Raw genomic sequence first — 15,326 nt, 5'->3', positions numbered from 1 at the left:
GGCCCCGGCGGGCATCACCAGCCGCCCCCACCGGCCCGCCCCGGCGCCGACCGGCGTCGTGAGCCAGCCCTCCGGCCCGGCCACGGCCGTGCTGTCGGACCAGGGGACCAGGCGCGAGCGCTCGGGCCAGCGGTCGAGCAGCGCGGGGGTCGCCCTGCCCGCCGGGTCGTGCGCGGCCACGTGGTGGGCCAGGTCCTCCAGCACCACCGGCTCCCCGGCCATCGCCGCGGCCCGGGCCACGATCGCCGGGGTGGAGGCCCCCTCGAGGCTGAGGGCGGTGAACACCTCGTGCACCTGCTGGGCGAAGCGCACCTGGCGGTACTGCTCGCCGACGATGAGGGAGTGGACGACCTCGGTGACGGCGACGAACCGCACCGGGGCGTGCAGCGCCACGAGCGGGAAGCCGAGGCGCTCGGCGCCGGCGACCAGGGCCGCCGGGACCGCCGGCAGCCGCTCGCCGAGCTCGACGACGAGCCCGCACGCGCCCGCCCCGGCCAGCGCGGCGACGTACGCGCCCGGGTCGGCGCCGGGCGCGTCCAGCGCCAGGCCGGTGGTGAGGACGAGCTCGCCGCCCTGCAGGAGCCCGGCCAGGTCGCCGAGCTCGCTGACGTGCACCCAGCGCACGGGCCGGTCCAGGGACGCGGCCCCGGCGAGCACCTGCGGCGACCCTGCGCGCACGACCGGCAGGTCGAGGACGTCGGCCAGGGTCGGGATCACCGACGGAGTGTAAGGCGGAGCGCCGATCTGCTGACGGTCCGTCGCTGGCCGACGGGCGCCGGAGGGGCCAGGGTGGGAGCGCCAGCCACCCGCCGCACCGGAGGTCCCCGTGAACACGACGATCCCCCACTGGATCGAGGGGAAGCCCTTCACCGGCTCCTCGACCCGCACCGCCGAGGTCACCGACCCGGCGACCGGCGCGGTCACCGCCCAGGTGCTCCTGGCCACCCCCGAGGACGTCGAGGCCGCGGTGGCCGCCGCCCGCGCCGCCTTCGCCGAGTGGAGCCAGGTCTCCCTCACCAAGCGCACCCAGGTGCTCTTCGCCTTCCGCGAGCTGCTCAACGCCCGCAAGGGCGAGCTGGCGGAGATCATCACCTCCCAGCACGGCAAGGTGCTCTCCGACGCCCTGGGGGAGGTGGCCCGCGGCCAGGAGGTCGTGGAGTTCGCCTGCGGCATGCCCCACCTGCTCAAGGGCGGGTTCACCGAGAGCGCCTCGACCGGCGTCGACGTGCACTCGATCCGCCAGCCGCTCGGCGTCGTGGCCGTGATCAGCCCGTTCAACTTCCCCGCCATGGTCCCGATGTGGTTCTTCCCCATCGCCATCGCCGCGGGCAACGCCGTCGTCCTCAAGCCCAGCGAGAAGGACCCCTCGGCCGCCCTGTGGCTGGCCGAGCTGTGGGCCGAGGCAGGCCTGCCGGCCGGCGTGTTCAGCGTGCTGCAGGGCGACAAGGTCGCCGTCGACGGACTGCTGGACCACCCGGACGTCAAGGCCGTCTCCTTCGTCGGCTCCACGCCGATCGCCAAGTACGTCTACGAGCGCGGGACGGCGAACGGCAAGCGGGTGCAGGCCCTCGGCGGCGCGAAGAACCACATGGTCGTGCTGCCCGACGCCGACCTCGACCTCGTCGCCGACGCCGCGGTCAACGCCGGCTTCGGCTCCGCCGGCGAGCGCTGCATGGCGGTCTCCGCCCTCGTGGTGGTCGACTCCGGCGAGCACCCGATCGGCGACGAGGTCGTCGCCCGGATCGCTGAGCGGGCGCGCACGCTGCGCACCGGTGACGGGCGCCGCGGCGCCGACATGGGCCCGCTGGTCACGCGGGCGCACCGCGACCGGGTGGCCTCCTACGTCGACGCGGGCGAGAGCGACGGGGCCGCGGTGGTCGTCGACGGGCGCGGGGTGCAGGCCGACGGCGACCCCGACGGCTTCTGGCTGGGCCCGACCCTGCTCGATCACGTCTCCACCGACATGTCGGTCTACACCGACGAGATCTTCGGGCCGGTGCTGTCGGTGCTGCGGGTCGCCTCCTACGACGAGGCGATCGCCATGGTCAACGCCAACGCGTACGGCAACGGCACCGCGATCTTCACCAACGACGGCGGCGCCGCGCGGCGCTTCCAGCACGAGGTCGAGGTCGGGATGATCGGCGTCAACGTCCCGATCCCGGTGCCGATGGCCTACTACTCCTTCGGCGGGTGGAAGCAGTCGCTGTTCGGCGACAGCCACGCCCACGGCACCGAGGGCGTGCACTTCTTCACCCGGGGCAAGGTCATCACCTCCCGCTGGGCCGACCCCGCCGCCCGCCCGGTCGGCGGCCTGGAGCTCGGGTTCCCCCAGAACGTCTGACCGCACGCACCACGCACGCAGCCCGGAGGGACCACGCATGAGCACCGTGAGCGAGACCACCGTCGACACCCCCGTCGACCCGCCGGCGTCCGAGGACCTGCGGGCGCAGGCCCGGCGCACCTACGAGCTGGACCGGGCGCACGTGTTCCACTCCTGGTCCGCCCAGGACGCCCTGGACCCGATGGTCATCACCCGCGCCCAGGGCTCCTACGTCTGGGACGGCGAGGGGCGCCGGCTGCTGGACCTGTCCTCCCAGCTCGTCAACACGAACATCGGCCACCAGCACCCGGCCGTCGTGGCGGCGATCACCGCGCAGGCGCAGGAGATGTGCACCATCGCGCCGCAGCACGCCAATGCCGCGCGCTCGGAGGCGGCCCGGCTCATCGCCGAGGTCGCCCCCGAGGGCATGGACAAGGTGTTCTTCACCAACGGCGGCGCGGAGGCCGTGGAGTACGCGGTGCGGATGGCGCGCCTGCACACCGGCAAGCACAAGGTGCTCTCGCGCTACCGCAGCTACCACGGCGGCACCACCACGGCGATCAACCTCACCGGCGACCCCCGGCGCTGGCCCAACGACCACGGCGCCGCGGGCACGGTGCACTTCTTCGGCCCGTTCCTCTACCGCTCGGCCTTCCACGCGAGCACGCCGGAGGAGGAGTGCGCCCGCGCCCTGGAGCACCTCGAGCAGGTCATCGCGCTCGAGGGCCCGAGCACGATCGCCGCGGTCGTCCTCGAGACCATCCCGGGCACCGCCGGGATCATGCCGCCGCCGCCGGGGTACCTGGCCGGCGTCCGCGCGCTGTGCGACCGCTACGGCATCGTCTACATCGCCGACGAGGTGATGGCCGGGTTCGGCCGCACCGGACGGTGGTTCGCCCTCGAGCACGACGGCGTCGTGCCGGACCTCATCACCTTCGCCAAGGGCGTGAACTCCGGCTACGTGCCGCTCGGCGGCGTCATCATCAGCGAGCCGATCGCCGCGACCTTCGGGAAGCGGCCCTTCCCCGGCGGCCTGACCTACTCCGGCCACCCGCTGGCCTGCGCCGCGGCGGTCGGCACGATCACCGCGATGCGCGAGGAGCGGATCGTCGAGAACGCCGCCCGGATCGGGCAGGACGTGCTCGGTCCCGGCCTGCGCGAGCTCGCGCAGCGCCACCCGGTGATCGGCGACGTGCGCGGCGTCGGGGTCTTCTGGGCCCTCGACCTCGTCGTCGACCGCGCGACGAAGGAGCCGCTGGCCCCCTACGGCGGCACCAGCGCGGCGATGGGCGAGCTCGTCGCCGCCTGCAAGGCGGCCGGCGTCCTGCCGTTCACGAACTACCACCGCCTGCACGTGGTCCCGCCGTGCACGGTCACCGACGACGAGGCGCGCGAGGGCCTGGCCGCCCTCGACGAGGCGCTGACCGTCGCCGACCGGCACACCACCGGGGCCTGAGCTCCCGGCGCCGCTCCGCTGCTGCGACTGCGCGGAGCGGCGCCGGGGAACCACCCGGCCCGCCGCCTCAGGCGCCCTGCACGCCCCGGGCGTCCTGCGCGTCCTGCGCGTGCCGAGAGCCGTGCTCCCCGCGCAGCTGGCGCTCCCACGCGTCGAGGCGCTCGGGGGACGACGGGCGGGTCGCCAGCGAGACCGCGACGAAGGCGACGAGGCTCGCGACGAGGCCGTAGTAGATCGGGGAGTTGGCCAGCAGCCCGTCCCGGGCCATGAAGACCACGACGACGAGGCAGCCGACCGCCATCGCCGCCAGGGCCCCCGCGGCCGTCGAGCGCCGCCAGACCAGGGCGCCGATGACCGGCACGAGCAGGCCGCCGACGAGGAGGTTGTAGGCGATCGTCAGGCCGGCGACGACGTCCTGCACGAGGCAGGACAGGACGACCATGACCACGCCGCAGCCCAGCGCCCACCACCGGTTCTCGCCCAGCGACGCCGTGGCGTCGCCGCCGCGCCGGAACCTGCCCCAGACGTCGTTCGCGAGGATGGTGGAGGAGGCCAGCAGGCACGCGCTGGCCGTGGACATCACCGCCGCGAGCGCGGCGGCCAGCACCAGGCCCTTCAGGCCGACCGGCAGCGCGCCGTCGACGATCGTGGCGAAGGCGTTGTCCGGCACCTCCAGCCCCGGGTACAGGACGGCGGCGGCCATGCCGATGAGCGCGCCGGCGACGGCGTAGAGCATGCAGTACAGCCCCGCGCCCAGACCGGCGTAGCGGGCGACCCTCGCGCTGCGGGCGGTGAACACCCGCTGCCAGACGTCCTGGCCGATGATGATCCCGAAGAAGTAGATGAGGAAGTACGTGAAGATCGTGTCCCCGCCGATGCCCGTGACGGAGAAGTAGCTGTCGGGCAGGGAGGCGCGCAGGCCGTCGAAGCCGCCGGCCTGGCCGAGCCCGATCGGCAGGAGGATGAGGAAGATCCCGACCGTCATGATCGCGAACTGGACGATGTCCGTCAGCGTGATCGACCACATGCCGCCGAGGACGGTGTAGACGACGACGACCCCGCCGCCGATGAGGATCGCCGGGATGCGCGGGACGCCGATGACGACGTCGACCACGGTGCCGATCGCCAGGGTGGCGGTCACCGAGACCATGAGGTCGTAGGCGGTCATGACCACGCCGCTCACCAGCCGCCCGGCACCGGAGTACCGGCGCTCGAGCATCTCCGGCAGCGTGTAGACCTCCAGGCGGGCCAGGCGCCCGGCGAAGAGGACGCTCAGGGCGATGATGCCCAGCCCCAGCATGAAGACCAGCCACATGCCGGAGATGCCGTAGAGGTAGCCCAGGCGCACCCCGCCGATGGTGGAGGCGCCGCCGAGGACCACCGCGGACAGGGTGCCGGTGTACAGCGCCGGGCCCAGGCGCCGGCCGGCGACGAGGTAGTCGTCGCTGCTGCGAGCCCGGTGCAGGCCCCACCAGCCCATCCCCAGCATCGCGGCGAAGTAGACGATGATGACGGCGATGTCGATCATGGCTCGTGCTCCTCGGGACGGGGTGGGACGGGGTTCTAGGACGGCGGCTCGGGGTGGGCGCCGGGACGCGCCGCGCCCGGGCCCATGCGCAGCAGCTGGTCGGTCGCGGGCAGCACGTCGAGCTGCTGGAGCAGGTCGAGGGTCTGCTCGACGTACCAGAAGTCGGTGATCCGCCCGTCGACGACGCGGACCACGTCGATGCCGTGGATGCTCACCCGGTTCCCGGTGGGGGCGATGCCGAGGAACGGGCCGGTGTGGGTGCCCTGGAGGTGGAAGCGGCCGACGGCGACGTCGCCCTGGACCACGACGGCCTCGACGTCCTCGCGCATGTCCGCGAACCCGGTGCGCCACTCGCGCACGAGCTGCTTGAAGCCCTCCCGGCCGGCCTGCTGGCCCGGCAGCGCCTGGTGGTCGACGACGTCCTCGGCCACGAGCTCGTCGGCGGCGTCGGCGTTGCCGGCGTTCCAGAACTCGGCGTAGAAGCGGCGCAGGACGGTCTCGGGGTCGCTCACGGCTGCGGCTCCTGCTCTTCGCGACCCCCGCGGTGCTCGGCGGGCACGCTCGGCGGGGTGAGGGTGCGCGGGGGCAGTCCGAGGGAGCGCACGTGCCCGGCGATCTCGGCGAGGGAGGCGACCCACACGTCGCCCCCCTCCAGCGCCTGGCCGACCAGGGCGTCCAGCACCGCCGCGCGGGAGGGCCGCCCGGTGATGAAGGGGTGGTTGGTCAGCACGAAGCAGCCGCCGGCGGCCCGCAGGCCCTCCAGCTCCGCGCTCCAGCTCTCGTGCACGTCGCGGGGGTTGGCGATGTGCCCCTCGCTGACGCCGGGGATGAAGCAGTACCGCTCCCAGTCGTCGAGGGACCAGTGGATCGGCACCTCCACGATCGAGGCCGCGCCGCCGGCGACGGCCAGCTCGTAGGGCACCTCGGCGTCCATGAGGCTGGAGTCGTAGAGCAGCCCGCGCTCGTGCAGCAGCTCGGGCGTGTACCAGGACGGCTCCCACATCGGGGCCCGGTAGCCGACCGGCCTCACCCCGGCCACCCGCTCCAGCGCCTCCAGGCCGCGGTCGAACCAGCGCGCCTCGACCTCCGGCGGCGCTCCCTGGAGGCTCTCGTGGAAGTACCCGTGGTGGGCGACCTCGTGCCCGGCCGCCACGACGTCGCGCACGACGCCGGGGTAGCGCTCGGCCGTGTAACCGGGCACGAAGAACGTCGCCCGGACGCCGTGGCGCTCGAGGATCGCGAGGACGCGCGGGACCCCGACGAGGGGCCCGTAGGCCTGGTGGCTCATCACCCCGGGCCGGTGCTCGGAGCCGGGGGAGGCGAAGAGCACCGCGGACTCGGCGTCGACGTCGAAGGTGAACGACGCCGCCGACCGGTGCCCGCCGGGCCAGACGACCGGCCCGGCGGGCACCGCCCCGCGGCCCGCCTCCGCGACCCCCGGCGTGGTCACCGGCGCGCCCGGGCGAACAGCGAGCAGTACTCGTAGGCGAGGTTGGCGGCCGCGATGGCGGTGATCTCGGCGTGGTCGTAGGCGGGGGAGACCTCGACGACGTCGCCGCCGACGACGTTCGCGCCGTCGAGGCCGCGCACGATCGCCAGCAGCTCGCGGCTGGTCAGCCCACCCGGCTCGGGGGTGCCGGTGCCGGGCGCGAAGCCGGGGTCGAGCACGTCGATGTCGATGGACAGGTACACCGGGGCGTCGCCGACCCGCTCGCGGATCCGCTCGACGACCCCGCGGGCGCCGAGGTCGTCCATCTCGCGCGAGGAGACGATGGAGAAGCCCATGCCCGCGTCGTCGGTGAGGTCGCTGGCGGCGTACAGCGGGCCGCGGGTGCCCACGTGCATGCTCTTGTCCTGGAGCAGCAGGCCCTCCTCCCAGGCCCGCCGGAACGGGGTGCCGTGCGTGTACGGCGCGCCGAAGTAGGTGTCCCAGGTGTCGAGGTGGGCGTCGAAGTGCACGAGCGCCACCGGCCCGTGCTGGTCCTTCAGCGCCCGCAGCACCGGCAGCGCGATGGTGTGGTCGCCGCCCAGGACGACCACGCGGCGGGCCTCGTCGGTCAGCTCGCGCAGCGCCGTCTGCACCGCGGTGAGCCCCTCGGTGATGTCGAAGGGGTTGGCGGCCACGTCGCCGGCGTCGACGACCTGCATCCCGGCGAACGGGCTGACGTCCAGCGCCGGGTTGTAGGGGCGCAGCAGCCGCGAGCCCTGGCGGATCGCGGAGGGGCCGAAGCGCGCCCCCGGGCGGTAGGTCACGCCGGCGTCGAACGGCACGCCGAGCACCGCCACGTCGTAGCGCGTCACGTCCTCCAGGCGCGGCAGCCGCGCGAACGTGGTGTGGCCGGCGAACCGGGGCACGGCCAGGCCGTCGACCGGGCCGAGGGTGCCGCCGTCGGTGGAACGCGGTTCCTGCATGTGCTCTCTCCTCCGCATCAGGCGCGCGACCGGGTGGTGCCGCCGTTGACCTGCACGACCTGCCCGACCATCGCAGCAGACGCCTCGCCGGCGAGGAACGCCGCGGTCGCGGCGATCTCCTGCGGGCGGCCCAGCCGGCCCAGCGGGATGCCCTCGGCGTAGCGGGCGTGCATCTCCTCCAGGGGCAGTCCGGCCTCGTCGGCGTCGACCTCGAGCTGGGGGGTGTCGATGACGCCGGGGGCGATCGCGTTGACGCCGATGCCCTCGGGGGCGAGCTCGCGGCCGAGGGTCTTCACCAGGGCGATGAGCCCCGCCTTGGAGGCCGCGTAGGCGGTGGCCCGTGGCCAGCCGATGACGCCCCACTCCGAGGAGATGACGACGACCCGGCCGCCGCCGGCGCGGCGCATGCCGGGCAGCACCGCCTGCACGAGCCAGAAGGTGCCGCCGAGGTTGGTGTCGACCACGCGCCACCAGTCGTCGAGGTCGGCGTCGGCCAGCGGGGCCATGGTCATGAAGGCGTGGTTGGCCACGAGCACGGTCACCGGGCCGACGCGGCGCTCGACGTCGGCCACCATCGCGGCCACGGCGTCGGGGTCCGACACGTCGGCGGGCGCCGGGGTCGCGCCGGTGGCGGCCACGACGTCGGCCAGCCGCTCGGCGTCCAGGTCGTTGACGACGACGCGCGCGCCGTCGCGGGCCAGCCGCTCGGCGATCGCCCGGCCGATGCCCTGGGCGGCGCCGGTCACCAGCGCGACCCGGCCCGCCAGCGGGCCGGAGCGCTCCTGCGACGTGCTCATCAGATCACCGCTCCGGCGTTGGGGGAGAGGACCTCACCGGTGGCGAACGTGCCGTCGGTGAGCAGGAACGCCACCGTGGCGGCGATCTCCTGCGGGCGCACCAGGCGCCGCAGCGGGAGGGTGGCCAGGTACTCCGGCGCCCGCCACGGGGAGTCCGCGGCCAGCAGCGGCGTGTCGGTGGGGCCGGGGGCCACGGCGTTGACCCGCACCCCGCGGGGGGCCAGCTCGACCGCGAGGGAGCGCACCAGCCCGATGACCGCCCCCTTCGCCGCGGCGTAGTGGGCGTCCTCGGCGCCGCCGCCGATCGCCAGCTCGGAGGTGATGGCCACGAACGAGCCCTCGCCCCGCTCCGCCATGCCGGGGGTGGCCGCGCGGGCGAGGTTCAGCGCGCCGCCGAGGTGCACGCGCAGCATCCGCTGCCACGCCTGCCGGGTGATCTGCGAGACCGGCGCCATGGCGTAGTGGCCCGCGGCCGAGACCGCGGCGTCGAGGGGGCCGAGGCGGTCCTGCACGGCGGCGACCGCGGCGGCGACCGCCGCGGCGTCGGCCATGTCCACCTGCTGCCCGTGCTCGCCGGAGGGCGCCAGGTCCAGGCCGGCCACCGTCCAGCCGCGCCCGCGCAGCTCCGCCGCGATGGCGGCGCCGATCCCGCTGGCGGCGCCGCTGACGACGGCGACGCGGGCGGCGTCCGGCCCGCTCACCGGGAGCCCGCGGGAGCCGGTGCGACGTCGTCCTCGTCGTCGTCGAGGACCTCGGCGTCGGACGGGGTGACCATCCGGGAGCGGACCGACGCGTAGATCGCCCCGCCGACGACCGCCAGGCCCAGCACGGCGAGGAAGACCGACCAGTTGAGGAACGGGTCCTCGGGGTAGAAGTCGCGCGGCCAGGCGATGTTGAGGAACTGGAACAGCGCCCACACCACCGCCACCACGGCCAGCGGCGTGCCCCAGCGGCCCCAGCCGACCGGGCCCGGCGTCCACCGCCCGCTCACGCGCACCACGAGGTTGCCCACGAGGGGGAAGAGGAAGGCCAGGTAGAAGCCGCCGGAGGTGAAGTTGAGCATGAGCGTGTAGAAGTCCGGTGCCTGCTGGCTGGCGAGGATCATCACCGAGCCGATCGCGGTCGCCAGCGCCAGGGCCACCACCGGCTGCTTCTGGGTGCGGCTGAGCCGTGCGAGGGCGCCCGCGGCCGGCAGCGCCCGGTCGCGGCCGTAGGACCAGATGACCCGCGACGCGGAGGTCTGCAGGGCCAGGAACGAGGCGAGGAAGCCGATCGTGAAGAGCACCTGCGCGGCCTTGGCGGGGCCCTCGCCGAGCTGGAAGGCGAGGGTGTCGTAGACCGGGTCGGCGCTGTTGGCCGCGATGTCGTCGGGGATGGACAGGATGACCGCCAGCGCGGAGAACATCACGACGAGCGCGATGAAGGTGAGCGAGAAGACGACCGCCTTCGGCAGGTTGCGCCGGGGGCGGTGCACCTCCTCGGCGATCGACCCGGCGGACTCGAACCCGACGAAGGACCAGCCGACGAACGCCATCGAGATGAGGAACGGACCGGACAGGGACAGGTAGCCGGGGTCGCTGAAGCCCTCGGTGAGGACGCCGGGGGAGCTCTCGCGGTGGAAGAGCAGCAGCCACGCGCCCAGGCCGATCGAGCCGACGACCTCGGCCACGATGCTGGCGGTCATGAGCACCTTGAGCACCAGGCGCCCGGCGATGTTCGCCGCCGTGCCCAGCAGCATGATCACCCACGCCAGCAGGGCCTGCTGCCCGGGCGAGAGGTCCCAGCCGAAGACGTTGCCGACGAAGCCCGCCGCGAAGATCGACACGCTGGACATCGCCACGATGAGGGTCCACAGGTAGACCCAGCCGGCGCCCCACCCGTAGCCGGCGCCCACGAGGCGGCGCGACCACTGGTAGATCGAGCCCTCCAGCGGCCACCGCGAGACGAGCTCGGCGAAGACGAGCGCCACGAGCAGCTGGCCGGCGAAGACGAGGATGAAGTTCCACCAGAACGACGGCCCCGCGGTGCTGTAGGCCAGCCCGAAGATCCCGTAGAGGGCGACGATCGGGGAGATGAAGGCGAAGGCGAACGCGAACGCCGACCACAGGGAGAACTCCCGCTTGAGGCGGTGGTCGTCGTGGACGGGAGCGGAGGAGCTCTCGAGCTGTGCCATCTGGGCCTCCTGAGGGCGAGTGCTGCACAGGGTGGAGCCGCAGCCGCCGCAGGGCGAGGTGCCGGGGGGCAGGTCGGTTCCGCTCCCCACGCCGGAGAGCGGTCGTCGTGCACGTGCACGACGTCGCTTGACAGGACTAGCCTCCGTCTGTGCTGGAGCGACCCGCCGCCCCCGGGGTCGCCGAGCCTGCCCTGACCACCGTGCGCGACCTCCTCGCCGTGCCCGCGCTGGGCCTGGTCGTGCGCGCCGTCCCCGAGGCGGCCTCCGCCCCGGTGCGCTGGGCGCACCTGACCGAGCTGCTCGACCCGCGCCCGTACCTGCGGGGGCGCGAGCTCGTGCTCACGGTCGGCATGTCCCTGACCGACGACGCCCGCTGCCGCACCTTCGTCGACCACCTCGTCGACGCCGGGGCCAGCGCGCTCGGGTTCGGCTCGGGCGACGTGAGCCCGCAGGTGCCGGCGGCCCTGGTCGAGGCGTGCACCGCGCGCGGGCTGGTGCTGCTCGAGGTCCCGCGCGGCGTCCCGTTCCAGGCGATCACCCAGCTGCTCGCCGACCGCAGCGCCCGGGCGAGCGGCGCCGGCCAGGTGCAGCAGCTCGTCGCCCGGCTGCTGGCCCTGGTGCTCCAGGGGCGGGCGGAGCCGGAGGTCCTCGACGACGCGCTCGAGGCGGTGGGCCTGGGCGGGGGCCTGGGTGCCGGCGGCCTGGTGGTCGTGGCCGCGTGGCCGCGCGCCGCGGCCGCCGCCGTGGCCGGCCACCTGCCCTCGGCGGTGGTGGCCGAGGTGGGGGAGGCGGCCCTGAGCCTGCACGCCGACCGCGCGGCGGCCGTGGCCGTGGCCGAGGCGACCGGCTCCCCGTGCGGCATCGGCGACCCGGTCGCGGTGGCGGACCTGCGCCGCGGAGCGGTCGAGGCGCTCGCCGCCCTGGCCCTGTCCCGCCGGCGCGGGGCCCCGGCGGTCGCGGCGGACCTCACCGGTCTGGAGGCGCTGCTGGACCTGCAGCCGCCCGAGCGGCTGGCCCCCTTCGCCGACCGCCTCATCGCCCCGCTCGCCGACCACGACCGCGAGCACGGCGCGGCGCTCCTGACGACGCTGCGCGTCTTCCTCGACCACGACGGCGCCGTGGGCAGCACCGCCCGGGCGCTGTTCCTGCACCCGAACTCCCTGCGCCACCGGCTCGCCCGGATCGCCGAGCTCACCGGGCGCAGCCCGACCTCCTTCTCCGACCGCGTGGCGCTCGCCGTGGGGCTCTGGGCGTGGGACCGTCGACCGCGGAGCCGGCAACACCGCTGAAACACGGCGGCAACGCTGCGGACACCGCCGTGGTCGACCGTCCTCGGCGACCCCGAGCGCCCAGGAGGGCCGATGTCCGTCCCCATGCACACCCCAGCCCAGAGCGCGCCGCCACCGGCGTCCGGCCGCGACGCCCTGGAGGCCACGGAGGTCGCCGAGCACTCGCTGCTGCCCGTGCCGGAGTCCGCCCGCACCTCCACCGCCGGCCACCAGTTCTGGATCTGGGCCGGCGCCAACACCGCGCCGATCAACTGGGTGCTCGGTGCCCTCGGCGTCGAGCTGGGCCTGTCCCTCGTGCAGACCATCTCGGTGCTCGTGCTCGGCAACCTCATCGGCATGTCGGTGTTCGGCCTGTTCGTGCTCATGGGCCAGCGCACCGGCGTCAGCCAGATGGTGCTCTCGCGCCTGGCCTTCGGCCGCCGCGGCGCCTACCTGCCCGCGGCGATGCAGGGCCTGCTCGCGGCCGGCTGGTGCGCGGTCAACACCTGGATCATCCTCGACCTCGTCGTGGCGCTGCTCGGGCGCCTCGGCGTCGACGGCGGCACCGGCCTCAAGATCTTCGTGGCGGTCCTGCTCATGGTCGGCCAGGTGCTCCTGGCCGCCGTCGGCTTCCGGGCGATCGCCCGCTTCGAGCGCTGGACCGTGCCGGTCACCCTCGTGGTGATGCTCGCGATGACCATCGTCGCCTGGAGCTCCAGCGGCGTGGACTGGGGCTACGCCGGCGCGGGCCTGGAGGGCGCCGCGCTGTGGAGCGCGATGAGCACGATCATGACGGCGATCGGCATCGGCTGGGGCATCACCTGGTTCGCCTACGCCTCGGACTACTCCCGCTTCGTGCCGCGCTCGATGCCGCCGGCCCGGCTCTACCTCGCGAGCGTGCTCGGGCAGTTCCTGCCGACGGTGTGGCTGGGCGTCTTCGGCGCCACCCTGGCGACGGTGGCGCAGGGCGTCGACCCGGGCCAGCTCGTGGTCGAGAACTTCGGCGCCCTGGCCATCCCGGTGATCCTGCTCGTGCTGCACGGCCCGATCGCCACGAACATCCTCAACATCTACTCCTGCAGCCTCTGCGCCCAGACCCTCGACTGGAACGTCGACCGCCGGCGCCTGAGCTACGGCGTCGGCGCCCTCGCCCTGGTCTTCACCATCTACCTCGTCCTCCAGGGCGACTTCGCCGCGGCCCTGGACGCCTGGCTCGCCGGCCTGGTCACCTGGGTGGCGCCCTGGGGCGCGATCGTGCTCGTCAACTACTACGTCGTGCAGCGCCGCGAGGTCGACGTCGACGCCCTCTTCGACGCTCCCGGGCGGAGCCGGCTCGTCGACGTCTCCTGGCCGGCGATGGTCGCCTTCGTCGTGGGCATCGTGGCCACCTGGAGCGCGGAGTACGGCATCCCCGAGCTCCTGCAGGGCCCGCTGGCCCGCGCCATGGGCGGGGTCGACCTGTCGTGGCTGTTCGGCTCGGTCGTCGCCGGCGGCCTGTACCTGCTGCTGCGTCCCGCCCGGGTCTCGCTGTCCGCGCCGGTGCCGGCACGGTGATCGACCTCCTGGTCCGCGGGGCCCGCCTCGACGGGCGCGCCGGCCCCGTCGACCTCCACGTGGACGCCGGCCGCTTCGTGGCGATCACGGAGGCGGCGCCGGACGCCGTCCCCGCGCGCACCGTCGTCGAGGCCGCCGGGGCGATGGCCAGCGCCCCGTACGTCGAGCCGCACGTCCACCTCGACGCCTCCCTGACCGCCGGCCAGCCGCGGTGGAACGAGAGCGGCACGCTGTGGGAGGGGATCGCCCGCTGGGCCGAGCGCAAGCCGATGCTCACCCGCGACGACGTCGTCGAGCGCGCCGAGCAGGTGCTGCGCTGGTACGCCGCGAACGGCGCCCTGCACGTGCGCAGCCACGTCGACGTCACCGACCCCGGCCTGGTCGCCCTCGACGCGCTCCTGGAGGTGCGCGACCGGGTCCGCGACGTCATCGGGCTGCAGCTCGTCGCCTTCCCCCAGGAGGGCGTGTGCTCCTTCCCCGGCGGCGAGGAGCTGCTGGAGGAGGCCGCGCGCCGGGGCGTCGACGTCATCGGGGCGATCCCGCACTACGAGGACACCCGTGAGGACGGCGTCCGCTCGGTGCACGTGGCCCTGGACGTCGCCCAGCGGTACGGGCTGCGGGTCGACGCCCACTGCGACGAGATCGACGACGAGCAGTCGCGCTTCGTCGAGGTGCTCGCCGCCCACGCCCTGCGCACCGGTCTGCGCGAGCGCGTCACCGCGAGCCACACGACGGCGATGGGCTCGTACAACCCGGCGTACTCGTACAAGCTGCACCAGCTGCTCGTGCGCTCGGGGATCAACCTCGTGAGCAACCCCATGGTCAGCCTGCACCTGCAGGGCCGCTTCGACGGCTACCCCAAGCGCCGGGGCCTGACCCAGGTCAAGGAGGTGCTCGCGGCCGGCGTCAACGTGGCGTTCGGCCACGACGACGTCCTCGACCCCTGGTACCCCCTGGGCACCGCGAACCCGCTGCAGGTGGCGCACGTGGGGGCGCACGCCACGCAGATGCTCTCGCCCGCCGAGGTCGCCGAGTGCTTCCGCATGGTCACCGACCGCGCGGCCGCCGTCCTCGGCCTCGGCGACGCGTACGGGCTCGAGGTCGGCCGCCCGGCCAGCCTCGTCCTGCTGCCGGCCACGAGCCCCTTCGACGCCGTCCGGCGCCAGGTGCGGCCCACGCACGTCGTCGCGCACGGGCGCGTGGTGGCCACCACCCCGGTCGCGCCCACCACGCTGACCTGGCCCGGGCGGCCCGACGAGGCGGTGGACTTCGGGGTAGGGGAGCGCCATGGCTGACCTCACCCGCTCCACCACCCCGCCCGACGGCTACGCCGTGCTGGAGTCCACCGAGCGCTTCTCGGGGAAGTTCATCACCGTGCACTCGGACCACCTGCGCCTGAGCGCCGACACCGAGAGCACGTACGACCTCGTCGACCACCCCGGGGCCGCCGCGGTGGTCGCGCTGGACGACGCGGGTCGGGTGCTCCTCGTGCACCAGTGGCGGCCGGCGATGGGCGCGGCCGAGTGGGAGCTGCCCGCCGGCATCCGTGACCACGAGGGCGAGGACCCGCGCGCCGTGGCCGAGCGGGAGCTGGCCGAGGAGGCGGGCGTCACGGCGCCGACCTGGAGCCACCTGCTCACGCTGCACACGTCGCCGGGCTTCTCCAACGAGCGGCTGGAGATCTACCGGGCCACCGGCGCGGCCGTCACCCAGGAGCCGGACCGCGAGCCCAGCGAGGCCGGCATGACGCTCACCTGGGTCGACCTCGCGGACGCCGTCGCCGCGGTGCGCGCGGGCCAGATCACCAACGCCCCGGCC

At 74.5% G+C, this 15,326-nt stretch carries 14 protein-coding genes; 6 read left to right on the top strand and 8 right to left on the bottom strand.

What is annotated here, in order from left to right:
• Positions 1-717: PucR family transcriptional regulator ligand-binding domain-containing protein (locus tag AC5FZL_RS09985; protein WP_493618435.1), on the bottom strand; the 717-nt coding region annotated here is incomplete at its 3' end.
• 109 nt (positions 718-826) lie between these two features.
• On the opposite strand from AC5FZL_RS09985, the gene AC5FZL_RS09980 reads away from it, so the two are divergent.
• Positions 827-2,341 carry a CoA-acylating methylmalonate-semialdehyde dehydrogenase gene (locus AC5FZL_RS09980; protein WP_493618434.1) on the top strand — a complete coding sequence of 505 codons (1,515 nt, stop codon included), beginning with the start codon at positions 827-829 and terminating at the stop codon, positions 2,339-2,341.
• A 37-nt stretch (positions 2,342-2,378) separates the two neighbouring features.
• Positions 2,379-3,776 (top strand): aspartate aminotransferase family protein, encoded by a 1,398-nt coding sequence (locus AC5FZL_RS09975; RefSeq protein WP_493618433.1) that lies wholly within the window; start codon positions 2,379-2,381, stop codon positions 3,774-3,776.
• A 67-nt stretch (positions 3,777-3,843) separates the two neighbouring features.
• On the opposite strand, the gene AC5FZL_RS09970 is transcribed toward AC5FZL_RS09975, so the two are convergent.
• From AC5FZL_RS09970 to AC5FZL_RS09940, 7 genes are read right to left on the bottom strand one after another with little or no spacing between them, the layout of a single operon-like run.
• Positions 3,844-5,304 carry a sodium:solute symporter family protein gene (locus AC5FZL_RS09970; protein WP_493618432.1) on the bottom strand — a complete coding sequence of 487 codons (1,461 nt, stop codon included), beginning with the start codon at positions 5,302-5,304 and terminating at the stop codon, positions 3,844-3,846.
• Between the two features lie 35 nt (positions 5,305-5,339).
• Positions 5,340-5,816 (bottom strand): ester cyclase, encoded by a 477-nt coding sequence (locus AC5FZL_RS09965; protein ID WP_493618431.1) that lies wholly within the window; start codon positions 5,814-5,816, stop codon positions 5,340-5,342.
• Positions 5,813-6,754: a polysaccharide deacetylase family protein gene (locus AC5FZL_RS09960; RefSeq protein ID WP_493618430.1), complete on the bottom strand. Its 942-nt coding sequence runs from the start codon at positions 6,752-6,754 to the stop codon at positions 5,813-5,815. Before AC5FZL_RS09960 ends, AC5FZL_RS09965 begins: the two co-directional genes overlap by 4 nt.
• Complete coding sequence (gene speB / locus AC5FZL_RS09955) at positions 6,751-7,716, bottom strand: agmatinase (RefSeq protein ID WP_493618429.1); 966 nt, start codon at positions 7,714-7,716, stop codon at positions 6,751-6,753. Before speB ends, AC5FZL_RS09960 begins: the two co-directional genes overlap by 4 nt.
• 17 nt (positions 7,717-7,733) lie before the next feature.
• Entirely contained in the window at positions 7,734-8,513 is a 780-nt protein-coding gene (locus tag AC5FZL_RS09950) for an SDR family NAD(P)-dependent oxidoreductase (protein ID WP_493618428.1), read from the bottom strand.
• Complete coding sequence (locus tag AC5FZL_RS09945; protein WP_493618427.1) at positions 8,513-9,214, bottom strand: SDR family NAD(P)-dependent oxidoreductase; 702 nt, start codon at positions 9,212-9,214, stop codon at positions 8,513-8,515. Before AC5FZL_RS09945 ends, AC5FZL_RS09950 begins: the two co-directional genes overlap by 1 nt.
• Positions 9,211-10,686 carry an APC family permease gene (locus tag AC5FZL_RS09940; RefSeq protein ID WP_493618426.1) on the bottom strand — a complete coding sequence of 492 codons (1,476 nt, stop codon included), beginning with the start codon at positions 10,684-10,686 and terminating at the stop codon, positions 9,211-9,213. Before AC5FZL_RS09940 ends, AC5FZL_RS09945 begins: the two co-directional genes overlap by 4 nt.
• 149 nt (positions 10,687-10,835) lie before the next feature.
• On the opposite strand from AC5FZL_RS09940, the gene AC5FZL_RS09935 reads away from it, so the two are divergent.
• The 4 genes from AC5FZL_RS09935 to AC5FZL_RS09920 form a co-directional block, all read left to right on the top strand.
• Entirely contained in the window at positions 10,836-11,975 is a 1,140-nt protein-coding gene (locus AC5FZL_RS09935) for a PucR family transcriptional regulator (protein ID WP_493618425.1), read from the top strand.
• 72 nt (positions 11,976-12,047) lie between these two features.
• A complete protein-coding gene (locus tag AC5FZL_RS09930; RefSeq protein ID WP_493618424.1) occupies positions 12,048-13,508 on the top strand; it encodes a purine-cytosine permease family protein in 1,461 nt (486 codons plus the stop codon).
• Entirely contained in the window at positions 13,505-14,803 is a 1,299-nt protein-coding gene (gene codA, locus AC5FZL_RS09925) for a cytosine deaminase (RefSeq protein ID WP_493618423.1), read from the top strand. Before AC5FZL_RS09930 ends, codA begins: the two co-directional genes overlap by 4 nt.
• On the top strand, positions 14,796-15,326 hold a 531-nt coding region (locus AC5FZL_RS09920; protein WP_493618422.1), incomplete at its 3' end, for an NUDIX domain-containing protein. The genes codA and AC5FZL_RS09920, both read left to right, overlap by 8 nt.

The sequence above is a fragment of the Quadrisphaera sp. DVD1 genome, assembly GCF_058932755.1.
The sequence above is the reverse complement of the archived record's forward strand: the minus strand, read 5'-3'. Positions and strand labels throughout refer to the sequence as shown.